At 61.8% G+C, this 13151-nt stretch carries 16 protein-coding genes; 8 read left to right on the forward strand and 8 right to left on the reverse strand.

The features are described from left to right. Window positions 1-5 precede the first annotated feature (5 nt). Window positions 6-218: a hypothetical protein gene (locus ATN37_RS12090; RefSeq protein WP_003944723.1), complete on the forward strand. Its 213-nt coding sequence runs from the start codon at window positions 6-8 to the stop codon at window positions 216-218. A gap of 61 nt (window positions 219-279) precedes the next feature. On the opposite strand, the gene nrdE is transcribed toward ATN37_RS12090, so the two are convergent. The 3 genes from nrdE to nrdH form a co-directional block, all read right to left on the reverse strand. Beyond that, a complete protein-coding gene (gene nrdE, locus ATN37_RS12095) occupies window positions 280-2463 on the reverse strand; it encodes a class 1b ribonucleoside-diphosphate reductase subunit alpha (protein WP_003944756.1) in 2184 nt (727 codons plus the stop codon). Further along, on the reverse strand, window positions 2421-2900 hold the full coding sequence (gene nrdI / locus ATN37_RS12100) for a class Ib ribonucleoside-diphosphate reductase assembly flavoprotein NrdI (protein ID WP_003944767.1): 480 nt from the start codon (window positions 2898-2900) through the stop codon (window positions 2421-2423). The genes nrdE and nrdI overlap by 43 nt, the downstream gene beginning before the upstream one ends. An 82-nt stretch (window positions 2901-2982) precedes the next feature. After that, entirely contained in the window at window positions 2983-3213 is a 231-nt protein-coding gene (gene nrdH, locus ATN37_RS12105; protein ID WP_003944717.1) for a glutaredoxin-like protein NrdH, read from the reverse strand. A 291-nt stretch (window positions 3214-3504) separates the two neighbouring features. On the opposite strand from nrdH, the gene ATN37_RS12110 reads away from it, so the two are divergent. Then, the gene (locus ATN37_RS12110; protein WP_054781819.1) at window positions 3505-4332 is read left to right on the forward strand and encodes a siderophore-interacting protein; all 828 of its coding nucleotides are present in this window, start codon (window positions 3505-3507) and stop codon (window positions 4330-4332) included. 55 nt (window positions 4333-4387) lie between these two features. Here the strand turns inward: ATN37_RS12110 and ATN37_RS12115 are convergent, their stop codons facing one another. Continuing rightward, entirely contained in the window at window positions 4388-4954 is a 567-nt protein-coding gene (locus ATN37_RS12115; RefSeq protein WP_030534957.1) for an NAD(P)H-dependent oxidoreductase, read from the reverse strand. A gap of 106 nt (window positions 4955-5060) precedes the next feature. On the opposite strand from ATN37_RS12115, the gene ATN37_RS12120 reads away from it, so the two are divergent. Both ATN37_RS12120 and ATN37_RS12125 read left to right on the forward strand, forming a co-directional pair. Continuing rightward, entirely contained in the window at window positions 5061-5660 is a 600-nt protein-coding gene (locus tag ATN37_RS12120) for a TetR/AcrR family transcriptional regulator (RefSeq protein ID WP_003944690.1), read from the forward strand. 35 nt (window positions 5661-5695) lie between these two features. After that, a complete protein-coding gene (locus tag ATN37_RS12125) occupies window positions 5696-6475 on the forward strand; it encodes an META domain-containing protein (RefSeq protein ID WP_064444376.1) in 780 nt (259 codons plus the stop codon). A 19-nt stretch (window positions 6476-6494) separates the two neighbouring features. Here the strand turns inward: ATN37_RS12125 and ATN37_RS12130 are convergent, their stop codons facing one another. Next, complete coding sequence (locus ATN37_RS12130) at window positions 6495-7049, reverse strand: nucleosidase (RefSeq protein WP_065352914.1); 555 nt, start codon at window positions 7047-7049, stop codon at window positions 6495-6497. 68 nt (window positions 7050-7117) lie between these two features. Here ATN37_RS12130 and nadE point away from each other — a divergent pair, with 68 nt between their 5' ends. Continuing rightward, the gene (gene nadE, locus ATN37_RS12135) at window positions 7118-7942 is read left to right on the forward strand and encodes an ammonia-dependent NAD(+) synthetase (RefSeq protein WP_003944695.1); all 825 of its coding nucleotides are present in this window, start codon (window positions 7118-7120) and stop codon (window positions 7940-7942) included. Window positions 7943-7967: 25 nt separating this feature from the next. Here nadE and ATN37_RS12140 read toward each other — a convergent pair whose 3' ends face one another. The 3 genes from ATN37_RS12140 to moaA form a co-directional block, all read right to left on the reverse strand. Continuing rightward, entirely contained in the window at window positions 7968-8723 is a 756-nt protein-coding gene (locus tag ATN37_RS12140) for a hypothetical protein (protein ID WP_218695173.1), read from the reverse strand. A gap of 314 nt (window positions 8724-9037) precedes the next feature. Further along, complete coding sequence (locus tag ATN37_RS12145) at window positions 9038-9295, reverse strand: MoaD/ThiS family protein (RefSeq protein WP_003944706.1); 258 nt, start codon at window positions 9293-9295, stop codon at window positions 9038-9040. Continuing rightward, complete coding sequence (gene moaA, locus ATN37_RS12150) at window positions 9288-10346, reverse strand: GTP 3',8-cyclase MoaA (protein WP_118606743.1); 1059 nt, start codon at window positions 10344-10346, stop codon at window positions 9288-9290. The genes ATN37_RS12145 and moaA overlap by 8 nt, the downstream gene beginning before the upstream one ends. A 111-nt stretch (window positions 10347-10457) precedes the next feature. On the opposite strand from moaA, the gene glp reads away from it, so the two are divergent. Genes glp through ATN37_RS12165 form a run of 3 tightly spaced genes read left to right on the forward strand, consistent with a single transcriptional unit; the run spans window position 10458 to window position 13081 of the window. Then, window positions 10458-11660, forward strand: a complete 1203-nt coding sequence (gene glp / locus ATN37_RS12155; protein ID WP_218695175.1) for a gephyrin-like molybdotransferase Glp — start codon at window positions 10458-10460, stop codon at window positions 11658-11660. 28 nt (window positions 11661-11688) lie between these two features. Next, complete coding sequence (gene moaCB / locus ATN37_RS12160) at window positions 11689-12675, forward strand: bifunctional molybdenum cofactor biosynthesis protein MoaC/MoaB (RefSeq protein WP_218695177.1); 987 nt, start codon at window positions 11689-11691, stop codon at window positions 12673-12675. Then, window positions 12668-13081, forward strand: a complete 414-nt coding sequence (locus ATN37_RS12165) for a molybdenum cofactor biosynthesis protein MoaE (protein WP_007731311.1) — start codon at window positions 12668-12670, stop codon at window positions 13079-13081. Before moaCB ends, ATN37_RS12165 begins: the two co-directional genes overlap by 8 nt. Window positions 13082-13151 lie beyond the last annotated feature (70 nt).

Genomic DNA, 13151 nt, shown 5'->3' on the forward strand with positions numbered 1-13151 from the left:
GCCACATGGCCACGGATCCAGCTCCGCGATCCGAGCGTAAGAAGATCCTTCTTCGGTTGGACCCAGCGGTACACGACGCCCTCGCCCGCTGGGCCGCCGACGATCTCCGAAGTACCAACGCCCAGATCGAGTTTCTCCTTCGGCGCGCACTCACCGAGCACGGTCGAATGCCGAAGAACGCCGGCAAGATGCACGGTCCCGGCCGCCCGCCGGCCTGATACCCCTGTGCGCCTTTTCGGTAGTAACCGCTACCGAAAAGGCGCACGGGGGCGGAGCCCTTTACAGCATGCAGGAAACGCAGCCCTCGACCTCGGTGCCTTCGAGTGCCATCTGACGCAGACGGATGTAGTACAGCGTCTTGATGCCCTTACGCCACGCGTAGATCTGCGCCTTGTTGATGTCGCGGGTGGTTGCGGTGTCCTTGAAGAACAGCGTCAGCGACAGGCCCTGGTCGACGTGTTGCGTTGCGGCAGCATAGGTGTCGACGATCTTCTCGTACCCGATTTCGTAGGCATCCTGGTAGTACTCCAGGTTGTCGTTGGTCAGGTAGGGCGCCGGGTAGTAGACGCGGCCGATCTTGCCTTCCTTGCGGATCTCGATCTTCGACGCCACCGGGTGGATGGAGCTGGTGGAGTAGTTGATGTACGAGATCGAGCCGGTCGGCGGGACGGCCTGAAGGTTCTGGTTGTAGATACCGTGCTTCTGAACCGAAGCCTTCAGCTCACGCCAGTCGTCCTGGGTGGGGATGTGCAGCTTCGCATCGGCGAAGAGTCCGCGAACCTTGTCGGTTGCAGGCTCCCAAGCCTGGTCGGTGTACTTGTCGAAGAATTCACCCGAGGCGTACTTCGACTCCGGGAAACCCTTGAAGTACGAGCCGCGCTCGATGGCGATCTTGTTCGACGCACGCAGTGCGTGGAACAGCACGGTGTAGAAGTAGATGTTCGTGAAGTCGATGCCTTCTTCGCTGCCGTAGAAGATCCGCTCACGAGCGAGGTATCCGTGCAGGTTCATCTGACCGAGGCCGATGGCGTGAGAGTCGTTGTTGCCCTGCTCGATCGACGGCACCGAGTAGATGTGCGTCTGGTCGGACACCGCCGTCAATCCGCGGATCGACACTTCGATGGTCTTGGCGAAGTCGGGCGAGTCCATGGTCTTCGCGATGTTCAGAGAACCCAGGTTGCAGGAGATGTCCTTGCCGACCTTCGAGTAGGACAGGTCGTCGTTGAACAGTGAAGGCGTCGAAACCTGCAGGATCTCCGAGCACAGGTTCGAGTGCGTGATCTTGCCCTCGATCGGGTTCGCCCGGTTCACCGTGTCCTCGAACATGATGTAGGGGTAGCCCGATTCGAACTGCAATTCGGCGACGGTCTGGAAGAACTCGCGAGCTTTGATCTTGGACTTGCGAATTCGCTTGTCGTCGACCATCTCGTAGTACTTCTCGGAGACGTTGATGTCGGAGAACGGAACTCCGTAGATGCGCTCGACGTCGTACGGCGAGAACAGGTACATGTCCTCGTTCTTCTTCGCCAGTTCGAACGTGATGTCCGGGATCACGACGCCGAGTGAGAGCGTCTTGATACGGATTTTCTCGTCGGCGTTCTCACGCTTGGTGTCGAGGAACCGGTAGATGTCGGGGTGGTGCGCATGCAGGTACACAGCACCGGCACCCTGACGCGCACCCAACTGGTTGGCGTAGGAGAACGAGTCCTCGAGAAGCTTCATGATCGGGATGACACCCGAACTCTGGTTCTCGATCTTCTTGATCGGGGCGCCGTGCTCACGAACGTTGGTGAGCAGCAAGGCAACTCCGCCACCGCGCTTGGACAGCTGCAGTGCCGAGTTGATGGAGCGACCGATGGACTCCATGTTGTCTTCGATACGAAGCAGGAAGCAGGACACGGGCTCACCGCGCTGCTTCTTGCCCGAGTTCAGGAACGTCGGGGTGGCGGGCTGGAAGCGTCCGGCGATGATCTCGTCGACGAGTTCGACGGCCAGGTCTTCGTTGCCTGCGGCCAGGGTGAGCGCAACCATGCAGACACGATCTTCGAAACGCTCGAGGTAGCGCTTACCGTCGAAGGTCTTGAGCGTGTAGGAGGTGTAGTACTTGAATGCACCCAGGAACGTCGGGAAGCGGAACTTCTTGGCGTACGCGTGATCGATCAGGAACTTCACGAAAGTACGTGAGTACTGATCGAGAACCTCGGGCTCGTAATAGTTTTCCTCGACGAGGTAGTCCAGCTTCTCGTCGAGGTTGTGGAAGAACACGGTGTTCTGGTTGACGTGCTGCAAGAAGTACTGACGGGCTGCAGCGACATCCATCTCGAACTGGATCTCACCGTTGGCGCCGTACAGGTTGAGCATGGCGTTGAGTGCGTGGTAGTCGAGACCGTTGGTGGAATCGCCGCCGCGCGCATCACGCTCTACGCTTCCTGCCGCGATCGTGTCAGTGATGGTTGGCGCCACTGCCCGTGCTCCTTCTCTGTTTCGAGATGATTCCAGAACTCCCCCAAGCCTTCTCGTACCCGGTCGACGTCCTCGGCAGTGCCCATGAGTTCGAACCGGTACAGAAAAGGAACGTGGCATTTCTGGGAAATGATGTTTCCTGCATAGCAAAAGGACTCACCGAAATTGGTGTTTCCCGCCGCGATCACTGCTCTGATCAACGACCTGTTGTGTGGATTGTTCAAAAAACGAATGACCGGCTTCGGTACATAACTGGTGTCGCGCCCTGTCACGGTGACCCCGCCACCATAGGTGGGCAGAATCAGCACATAGGGCTCGTCTACACGAAATGAGCCGTCACGGTCATGGATAGGTATACGTGTCGCAGGCAGGCCGAGACGTTGAACGAATCGGTGGGTGTTCTCCGACACGCTGGAAAAATAGACCAGCGAAGTCATCGGTTGTCACCATTTTCTTGTACGGTGCCCGGAACTACTCAGATGTGTCGGCGGAGGTGTCCACCGCCGACACTGCGGCGCTTCAAGCAGCGACGGTCAGGGTCTTGATGCGATCGGGACGGAAGCCCGACCAGTGATCTTCACCGGCAACCACGATGGGTGCCTGGAGGTACCCGAGAGCCATGACGTAGTCGCGGGCTTCGGCATCCTCGGTGATGTCGATGACGTTGTATTCGAGACCGGCCTTGTCCAGGGCGCGGTAGGTGGCATTGCACTGAACGCAAGCGGGCTTGGTGTAGACGGTGATGCTCATGAGAGTCCCTCTTTCGCTTAGCCAACAAAGGCCGATGTAGTGATGTTCAGCACCGATACGACCGATTGCCGGAGTCTCGCTCGAGGCGTTCCGCGTTGTGGTCTCTCAGTGCTCAAGACACTACACCTAGTGGCCGACAGAAACACATAACGCGAGATGTTGTGAGTCACATCGTTGGAATTCCCAGGTCGCCCCAGTTCAGCGCCTTCATTTCCCGGCGCGTCGGCGTGTCGCGCGTCACAGTTTCTTTTTGTGCTCGCCAGCCTCTGGGAGCCGCGCCACGGACCTACCATGAGCGTCGTGGAAACACCCCCGAAGGACGAGGCTCCACGCCACGAGGCAACCGTGACGAGAACACAGCAGGTGACACCGTTGATGCGCAGAATCACCTTCGGCGGGGAGGGCCTGAGCGACTTCGAGACGAGTGGTAGCCCGGACGAACGGGTGCTCGTCAGATTCCCCCTCATTCCCCCTCACGCCCGTAGTTACACGGTCCGGCGCTGGCAGCCGTCGAAGAACGAACTGGAGATCGACTTCGTTCTCCACGGCCACGGCGGCGCGGCACTCTGGGCCGCGACTGCGCAACCGGGCGAGACCGTTCACCTCTCGACGGCGAGCGGGTGGTTCACGCCGCCGGCAGGTTGCGACTGGCTGCTGATGGTCGCCGATCACGCCGCTCTGCCCGCGATCGGGCGAATTCTCGAAGAAGCACCCGACGGTCTACCGATCCACGTCATCGCGCAGGTACCCGCGCCGAGTGAACAGCAGACGTTCACGACGCGCGCCGACGCTCACTACCGATGGATCGAGGAATCGGACTCGCTGCTCGCCGAATTGGCCGACGCTGCCCTGCCCCCCGGCGAGGGCTACATCTGGTGTGCAGTCGAGGCCGCGGCCGCCAGACGCATCCGCACCCACCTGCGTCGAACATGGGAAATCCCGGCAAACCGCATGCACGTGATGGGTTACTGGCGGGAGGACAAGGAGAACTGGGAGCGTCGGTACGCCGCCGTCGCCGACCGTATCGATGCTGCGATGGGCGAAGCGATGATGGCCGGCAAGGATTTCGAGTCGGTTCGCGACGCGGTCGACGACGCGATGGAACGCGAAGGGCTCTAGCGCGCATACGAGTGAGGACCACACCTTCCGGCATGGCCCTCATTCGTGAAACGGATTACGCGTTGACGAGCTGCTTGCCGGCGTCGACGAGGTCGGAGACGACCTTGGAGACCTGAGCGAGCACCTCTGCGTTCTCACGCGGGTGCAGCTCACCGAACAGTGCGCCGGTTCCACCGATGCTCAGTGCAGTGTCCTCGACGACCTTGCCGCCGGCGATACGGACCGCCTTGGTGGTGTCTTCGTGTGCCCACTTGGCGCCGTTGCCGCTGGGCGAAGCGCTGATGACTGCGACAGCCTTGTCCTTGACTGCACCGACACCATACGGACGCGAGATCCAGTCGATGGCGTTCTTCAGAACTGCGGGAATGGTGCCGTTGTACTCGGGGGTGACGAGCAGGAACGCGTCCGCGTCGCTCGCAGCGGAGCGCAGTGCGTCGACAGCGGGGATGGAAGCACCCTCGACGTCGATGTCTTCGTTGTAGAAGGGGACGTCGGCGAGGCCTTCGAAGACCGTCAGCGTGGCACCCTCGGGTGCGGCGGACACAGCTGTCTCGGCAAGCTGGCGGTTGACGGATCCGGCGCGCAGGCTGCCGACGAGAACGAGAACATTGGTCTGTGACATAGCGAGTTTCCTTCGAGAGTGGTGCGGTTGGTGGCTCCGGTTGAAAGTTATATCAACTAAACGGACCGCGGTCCACTTACATTCCCCGGCCCTGTAACCTGATCCCGTGAGCGCAATCCCCCTCCCCCAGATCGGCGCCGCGCCGGTCGAGCGCGGTGACGCAGCACGTAACCGCGTACTTCTGCTCGACGCCGCAGCCCTCCTCGTTGCCGAGCGAGGTGTCGACGCGGTGACGATGGATGCTGTCGCGTGCCGGGCCGGTGTGGGCAAGGGCACAGTTTTTCGGCGCTTCGGCAATCGATCGGGACTGATGCAGGCATTGCTCGATCACACCGAGCGAGAACTGCAACAGGCATTCATGTTCGGCCCCCCACCGTTGGGTCCGGGCGCGCCGCCGATCGAGCGCCTCATCGCGTTCGGACGAGCCCGGATTGCCATGGTGGAAGTACAGGGCGAAGTCCTCCGAGCGGCGGAAAACGCTCCTGAATACCGCTTCGGCGGTCCGGCCCGGGCTCTCGGCATCGCTCACGTCATCGGGCTTCTTCGAGGAGCCGGCGTCGAGGGCGACCTCGATCTGCTCGCTTCAGCACTGTTGGCACCACTCGAAGCGTCGCTCGTCCTTCATCAGGTGCGCGATCTCGGGATGACCACCGAGCGTCTGGCCGCCGGCTGGGAAGACCTTGCCCGGCGCGTTACTCGATGTTGACTCCCCCGATCCGTCCCACCACTTAATGTGAGCCCATGCGCATCGCTGCAGCCGTCATCGGCCTCCTGACCATCGCCGCGGTAAGCGGTTGCTCCGCTTCGTCCGACTCCCCCGAGGACAAGACGGATCCCTCCGGTCGTGTGTTCATCTCGACCTCCGTGGATGGAACACAAATTCCCGGCGGCGGCCCGCTGACTCTCGACTTCAGCCAGGCCGGTCGAGTGTCCGCGAGCGCCGGATGCAACACGGCAAACGGTTCGGTCGAGTTCACCGACGGCACGCTGACCACCGGCACCATGGCGTCGACCATGATGGGCTGCCCTCCCGGCATCGCCGAATCCGACTCCTGGACAACAACATTGCTGACCGCCGCGCCGGCGTGGAGCCTCGACGGCGACACCCTCGTCCTGACATCGAAGGACGCCACAGTCACCCTGCAGGACAAGAAAATCGTCACGCCGGATCGACCGCTGCAGGGCACGACGTGGACTGTCACGTCCCTCATCAGTCCCGATGCGATCAGTACGAGCCTGGCTCTGGAGACGTCAGCTCCCGAACTGACGATTGCCGCAGACGGTTCGGTCAGCGGGAGCACCGGATGCAATCGCATGACCGGAAGCGCCCAGACGTCCGACACCACAGTCACGTTCACGCCGATGGCAACCACGCGTATGGCTTGCCCCGAGGAGAACATGGACATCGAGCGCCAGATCCTGGCGGTGCTCGACGGCGAAGTGAGCTACACCGTCGACGCCGACACGCTGACCCTGCGCAAGCCCGACGACACCGGATTGATACTGACTGCGCAGGCTTGACCAGACGCTGCAGGCTCGATCAGACGTTGTCGAGCAGCCAGCGCCCCAACTCGCGGGCGCTGGCATCGATCATCGCGGGCCAGTCCAAGGCCGAGTCGTCCGCGTGATCGCTGACGTGTTTGACGAGTCGGCAGGTAGCACCCGCAGCCTGCGCGGCGAATGCGATGGCAAACCCCTCCATGTCGACCAGATCGGCTCGCTGCGCAAGGGCGTCCCGGGTTGCAGCGTCGGCGATGAATGCGTCGCCGGTCGCCAACACCGAGTCGTCACCGCCGGCGAGCACCAAACGGTCCGCGACGTCGTGCCCCAGCGCTCGGATCGCGGTGCTGCTGATGTCGTGATTGATGACGACGCCGGGAACATAGAGGCCGCCGTGGTGCGCGTGCAGCGCACCGGCTGTCCCGATGTTGACGACCAGCGGCAGATCATCCCGCTCGTACCGCGCGAGAGCAGAGGCGACTGCTGTTGCAGCACTGACCTTTCCAATCCCCGTGATCAGCAGTTCGCATCCTTGCGGCACGTATGCCGCTTCCGACTTCGTCGCACTGACCACCAGAACGTTGTTCGCACTCATGTGCGCGACCGTACCGCCCCGGATACGGTGGCACTGCACGCGCCTGCTCACATCGCTAGAGTCCATTCATGGCCACACTGCGTGAAAGCATCATCGAAGAACTCGGCACAAAGCCGACAATCGACGCCGCAGCGGAGGTTCGCGCGCGAGTCCAGTTCCTGAAGGACTACGTGCGCTCGACCCCCGCCAAAGGGTTCGTTCTGGGAATCAGCGGCGGTCAGGACAGCACGCTCGCCGGAGCCCTCGCCCAACGCGCGGTCACGGAACTTCGCGAAGAAGGCCACGAGGCCGAGTTCGTCGCCGTTCGACTCCCCTATGGCGCTCAGGCCGACGAATCCGACGCTCAGATCGCGCTCGGCTTCATCAAGCCGGACCGCTCTCTCACGGTCAACGTCAAGCCTGGCGCCGACGCCACGGCCCGTGAGGCCTCCGAGGCGCTGGGAAACGGCGAACTACGCGACTTCGTCCGCGGCAACATCAAGGCGCGCGAACGAATGGTCATCCAGTATGCGATTGCCGGTCAGCTCGGCTACCTCGTGATCGGTACCGACCACGCCGCAGAAGCGATTACCGGCTTCTTCACGAAATTCGGTGACGGCGGTGTCGACATCACGCCGCTCACCGGCTTGAGCAAACGCCAGGGCGCTGCATTGCTGCAGGAATTGGGCGCACCCGAGAGCACGTGGCGCAAGGTGCCGACCGCCGACCTCGAGGACGACCGACCCGCGCTACCCGACGAAGTTGCCCTCGGCGTCACGTACTCACAGATAGACGACTACCTCGAAGGAAAGGACGTTTCCTCCGAGGTAGCCGAGAAGCTCGAGAAGATGTTCACCAACACTCGTCACAAGCGCACGGTGCCGGTCACACCCCTCGATGACTGGTGGAAGTAACTCCTACCAGAGCTCTTACCAGCGACTAGCTACCGAACAGGCTGCCGAAGACGTCGCCCAGCGAACCCGTTCCCGAAGCCGGATCCTTCTTCGCGAAGTTGGTGGTGCATCCGTTGAACTGCACTGCATCGACCAGCGTCGACGTGGCGGCGGAACCGGTGCCCACACTGACGCCGTAGTGGTCGACTACCGCGTTCGGGTTCGCGGCGACGATGTCAGCCAAAGGCACTGACACGCGGTCCATGGCGCCGTCGATGTTTTGAGTGCTCCACCACACGCCCTTCTGGAGATCCGCGTGAACGCCGCCGTCAGCCGTCGGCGTGGCGTCGGGTCCCGGGACCCACACCAGGGTGGTGAATCCGTTCTCGAACTTTCCGCCGGTCGTTCCGGTGAGGCGGAGCTGGAACGCCGCAGTCGGCGTGGCGGCGCGCTCGGCAAAGCCGATCGCCTTGCCGACTGCGTCGGACAACTTGATACCGCCGGCCGAATGGTAGGAAACCGAACGATCGCCGGTACCGTCGACGGCCAGCTTCAGTGAACCGTCCTTGTCAAGAACGTTGTCGGCCGAGTACGACGCGGTCTGATCCTTCTCGTCGGTGAACGGGATGCCCCACCCGTTCGGCGTCGCTTCGGTGGACAGGGTCGAGCAGGAGGCTTCCGGCGCAGAAGAGCCGAGAGAACCGGTGGACGGAAGCGCAGTAGCAATTGCCGGAGCGGTGAGTGCAGCTGCCCCGAGGAGTGCTACGACGACTCCGACACGGCGCGTGGAATTAATCGACATTGAAATACCTTTCACATATCCCGAGTGGAATTGCGCCAAAATTAACACATGTCGACAATTACCAACAGCGAAGGTATTTCTTTTGTCATCCAAACAGATGACAATTCACCTTGGCAATTCGAAGTGCATTCGCTCCCCCAAAAGTAGGAGAAACTAAACAAAACGACCAATGCTGGACAATTGACCAACAATGGAGAAAACGGAGATAGATGCCACTTGAGCTGGAGTGATCAAGATATAAATATTTGGACCGGCAAACCGAAAAAGGACAATACGTCGGCAGCCCACAAATAGCTACGCCGGCAATTCTCGGACTAGCCTCCAGCGAAAGGCGGAAGAATATCGACAGCGCTACCGGAGGCTCGAGAGACGTCGCGGGTCAACTCGTCACCGACGAGGAAAGCCGAGACCGACAGCACTCGCTCCATCTCCGGTCCGTATCGCCCGACCAGCACCGCCACCAACTCGGCAAGTGTGTTGTCAGGCGAGATGGCGACTACCTCGCTACGGCAACCGGATACATCCGCTGCAGCAGCAAAGTAACGAACCGAGATCGAATGCGGATCAGCCACCAATCGCTCCCATACTTCTTTCCGGCGGAACGAAGTCCGCGGCGTCGATGCCGTGCCCTGCCCACTTGTTCCACATCGCACCGCGCCACAAATCCGCTAGTTCGTCGTCACTTGCTCCAGCCCTGAGCGCGGCACGCAGGTCAACTTCACGGTCACTGAACAAACATGACCGAATTGTTCCCTCTGCGGTCATTCGCGTCCGATCGCATTCACTGCAGAACGAGCGGGTCACGGAAGCGATGATCCCTACCGTCATCGTGGTCCCGTCGACGCGCCATTCTTCGGCAGGAGCCGACGGATCTTCACGGCCGATTGCTTCCAATTCGAAACGGCTTCCCAAAACGGACAACAATTCAGCCGCGGTCACCATGTTCTCGCGTGCCCATGCATGGTCTGCGTCCAGAGGCATTTGCTCGATAAAGCGCAATTCGACGCCGGCTTCGAGGCACCACTGCAAAAGATCCGCCGCGCCGTGGAGCGTTTCACGCATCAGCACCGCATTGATCTTCAGTGGCGCGAGCCCGGCCGCAGCTGCCGCTCGAATTCCCGCGAGAACGGACGGCAACCTGTCTCGACGCGTCAATTCAGCGAAATGGGCGCGATCAACCGAATCCAGGGAAACATTCACGCGGGTCAAACCAGCTGCAGCCAGCTTTGCGGCACGATGTTCGAGCCCAACGGCGTTGGTAGTCATGGAAAGTGGAATTCCTGGCACGCGCGCGGCGCACCCCCCGATGATCTTTTCGAGGTCACTACGCATCAGCGGTTCCCCGCCGGTGAATCTCACCTCGCGAATACCGACTCGTTCGACGCCGATTCCGACTACTCGAATGATCTCGTCGGCACTCAGAAGATCTTCCGCAGCGATGGACGGCAAGCCTTCCTCCGGCATGCAATACGTGCAACGAAGTGAACACTTCTCGGTGATCGAGACTCGCAGATCTCTGGCAACACGCCCGAACCTGTCGACCAGGAGATCCGTCTCGGGACGACCGGCGAGGGAGGCAGCGTCGAACCGCACGGTGGGAATTCCCATCGAGACCACTGTCATCACTTCACCAACTTCCGTATTGCTCCAGTATGACCGAAAGCCGTACTCCGTGTGTCGGACGGACCACACCGCCTAGGATCAAAACATGTCGAGGTTGTCGAGGTTACTGTCATGAGCGCGCGTTCGGTCGAGGAACACGCGTCGCACATCTCCGGATTGCTCACCGGCCTGCACACCCTCTCTCCGACGGCAGTTCCGACGGCAGAAGCGTTGGGGCGCATAACTTGCTCGGATATCGCATCGCCGGTAGACCTGCCACTCTTCCGCAACTCGCAGATGGACGGGTATGCCGTCGATGCTGCTTCTGTGGCCTCGGTTCCGACCACACTGACGGTTCGAGGCGTGATCGCCGCTGGAAGCGGAAAACCACCGAAACACCTTCCAGGATCGGCATTTCGCATCATGACCGGTGCTCCGCTCCCCGAGGGTGCCGACGCCGTTGTTCCGGTCGAGGACACAACGGGCGTCACCGAGCACGTCGTCACGATCGAACGGGGCAGGTCGGTAGGCGAATTCGTACGCGAACGTGGCAGCGACATCACCGCCGGAATGCTACTGGTCACGGCCGGAACGCACTTGGAACCTCGCCATATCGCCGCGCTGAGTGCTGTGGGCCTGGCCTCGCTCGACACCTACACGAAGCCACGGGTCGCGATAATTACGACGGGCGCCGAACTGAAAAGTGCCGGAACAACTCTCGAACCCGGTGAGATCTACGATTCCAACGGTCCAGCTTTGGCAACATTGGCCGAAGCCAACGGCGCCGATGTCGTATCCGTCGCCCGAAGCAGCGACGACCCCGCCGAGTTCCGCGAATTGCTCTCGTACGCAACCTCGGTCGCTGATCTGGTGTTCACCTCCGGCGGAGTGTCCATGGGCGACTTCGAGGTGGTGAAGGAAACTCTCACGCCTCTGGGAGCACACTTCGGCCACGTCGCAATGCAACCTGGTGGTCCGCAAGGCACTGCAGTGGTGAACGAAGTGCCGGTCCTGAGTTTCCCGGGCAACCCGGTCAGCACGATGGTCTCGTTCGAGGTCTTCGCCCGCGGCGAACTGCGCCGGGCCGCGGGTCTGCCCGAGATCCCGCGCGAACGGCTGCCACTTACTGCACCGCTGCGTTCGGTGGATGGCAAGCGCCAGTTCCTGCGCGCGCGTAGAACTGCGGACGGTATCGAACTCGTGGCCGGACCCGGCTCGCACCTCGTTGCAGCAATGGCGTGGGCCGACGTCCTGATCGACGTCCCCGCCGCCGTGACCGAACTCGGAGCGGGCGATCTCGTCGACGTCGTCCCGCTCTCGACTTCCTCAATTTGATTCACTCGATCTGATTCAAAGGACACTGATGACCGAATTGACACACGTCGACAGCGAGGGCCGAGCGCGCATGGTCGACGTCAGCGCCAAGGCCGAGACGACACGTATCGCCGTCGCTGCCGGCGAACTCGTCACGACCGCCGAGGTAGTTCGCCTCGTCCGCGCCGACGGCATGCCCAAGGCTGATGTCCTCACCACCGCGCGCATCGCCGGAATCGCCGGTGCGAAGAAGACCTCCGAACTGATCCCGCTGTGTCATCAACTCGCGCTCTCGTCGGTCAAGGTGGAATTCGGGTTCACCGAAACATCGATCACCGTCGAGGCGACGGCGAAGACTCGCGGACAGACCGGCGTCGAGATGGAAGCACTCACCGCCGTCGCGGTAGCCGGCCTGACCTTGCACGACATGGTCAAAGCGGTGGACCCCGGAGCTACCATGAACGGTGTTCGTCTGCTCACCAAAGACGGTGGTAAACGCGGACATTGGACCCGCGACACTCAGAACGCACAGACAGCTCCGGCGCACACCTTCACCTCGGCACGGTCCGCGACCGTCCTCGTGGCTTCCACCGGCGGTGCGAACGGCACCAGACCCGACACCACCGGACCCAGGATCGCGACCTGGCTACGTGAACGGGACTTCGAGGTACGTGGACCGCTTGTGTACGCCGACGCCGACATCGCGGCGGGCATCGCTGACGCCAAGGAGGGCTCCCCGTCACTCGTCATCAGTACCGGCGGCACCGGGGCTTCCCCCACGGATGCCACCCCGGAAGCTACCCGGGCAGTCTTGACCCGTGAGTTGCCCGGCGTCGCAGAAGCGATCCGGACCAAGGGCCTCGAGAAGACACCGCACGCGTCGCTGAGCCGTGGTGTGGCAGGTCTCACAGGTACGACGGTCATCGTCAATCTTCCGGGTTCTCCCGGTGGAGTGAAGGACGGTCTCGCCGTCCTCGGACCCATCATCGATCACCTGCTCGCGCAGGTCGCAGGCGGAGGAGCGCACGATGAGTGAGCTATTGGCTCGGATCTCCGAGCAACCGATTCACGCAGACACCGTCGACGCCGCCGTTGCCGGTCCGAAGAACGGCGCTGTTGTGGTGTTCACGGGAACGGTGCGCAATCACGATGGAGGTCAAGCGGTTTCGGCGTTGGAGTACCAAGCGCATCCGGATGCCGAACGCTTCCTCCAGACGTGCTGCCAAGAGGTTGCGGCCTCGACCGGCCTGCCGGTTGCCGCGATCCATCGCGTCGGTCACCTCGAGATCGGCGACCTCGCACTGGTCGCCGCCGTCGCCGCGCCGCATCGAGCGGAGGCGTTTGCCGCGTGCGCCGAACTGGTGGAGCGCATCAAGCACGAGGTACCGATCTGGAAGCGGCAACACTTCGCGAACGGCGTCTCCGAATGGGTCGGGTTGTAGGTCGAACGCTCCGGGAAGGTAGAGTTGCGATCACTAGGTGCCTGAAATCGGGCATCCAGCGTCGTAGAAC

The sequence above is a fragment of the Rhodococcus sp. MH15 genome, from assembly GCF_019266045.1.
GTDB classification, from domain to species: domain Bacteria; phylum Actinomycetota; class Actinomycetes; order Mycobacteriales; family Mycobacteriaceae; genus Rhodococcus_F; species Rhodococcus_F qingshengii.

What these genes read in the sequence shown, in the direction of transcription:
- ATN37_RS12130 (WP_065352914.1), bottom strand. Translation starts at nt 7,049, where the DNA reads ATGAGTGCGAACAACGTTCTGGTGGTCAGTGCGACGAAGTCGGAAGCG.
- ATN37_RS12090 (WP_003944723.1), top strand. Translation starts at nt 6, where the DNA reads ATGGCCACGGATCCAGCTCCGCGATCCGAGCGTAAGAAGATCCTTCTT.
- ATN37_RS12165 (WP_007731311.1), top strand. Translation starts at nt 12,668, where the DNA reads ATGAGTGAGCTATTGGCTCGGATCTCCGAGCAACCGATTCACGCAGAC.
- ATN37_RS12140 (WP_218695173.1), bottom strand. Translation starts at nt 8,723, where the DNA reads ATGTCGATTAATTCCACGCGCCGTGTCGGAGTCGTCGTAGCACTCCTC.
- nadE (WP_003944695.1), top strand. Translation starts at nt 7,118, where the DNA reads ATGGCCACACTGCGTGAAAGCATCATCGAAGAACTCGGCACAAAGCCG.
- glp (WP_218695175.1), top strand. Translation starts at nt 10,458, where the DNA reads ATGAGCGCGCGTTCGGTCGAGGAACACGCGTCGCACATCTCCGGATTG.
- moaCB (WP_218695177.1), top strand. Translation starts at nt 11,689, where the DNA reads ATGACCGAATTGACACACGTCGACAGCGAGGGCCGAGCGCGCATGGTC.
- ATN37_RS12110 (WP_054781819.1), top strand. Translation starts at nt 3,505, where the DNA reads ATGAGCGTCGTGGAAACACCCCCGAAGGACGAGGCTCCACGCCACGAG.
- nrdI (WP_003944767.1), bottom strand. Translation starts at nt 2,900, where the DNA reads ATGACTTCGCTGGTCTATTTTTCCAGCGTGTCGGAGAACACCCACCGA.
- ATN37_RS12115 (WP_030534957.1), bottom strand. Translation starts at nt 4,954, where the DNA reads ATGTCACAGACCAATGTTCTCGTTCTCGTCGGCAGCCTGCGCGCCGGA.
- nrdH (WP_003944717.1), bottom strand. Translation starts at nt 3,213, where the DNA reads ATGAGCATCACCGTCTACACCAAGCCCGCTTGCGTTCAGTGCAATGCC.
- ATN37_RS12125 (WP_064444376.1), top strand. Translation starts at nt 5,696, where the DNA reads ATGCGCATCGCTGCAGCCGTCATCGGCCTCCTGACCATCGCCGCGGTA.
- moaA (WP_118606743.1), bottom strand. Translation starts at nt 10,346, where the DNA reads ATGACAGTGGTCTCGATGGGAATTCCCACCGTGCGGTTCGACGCTGCC.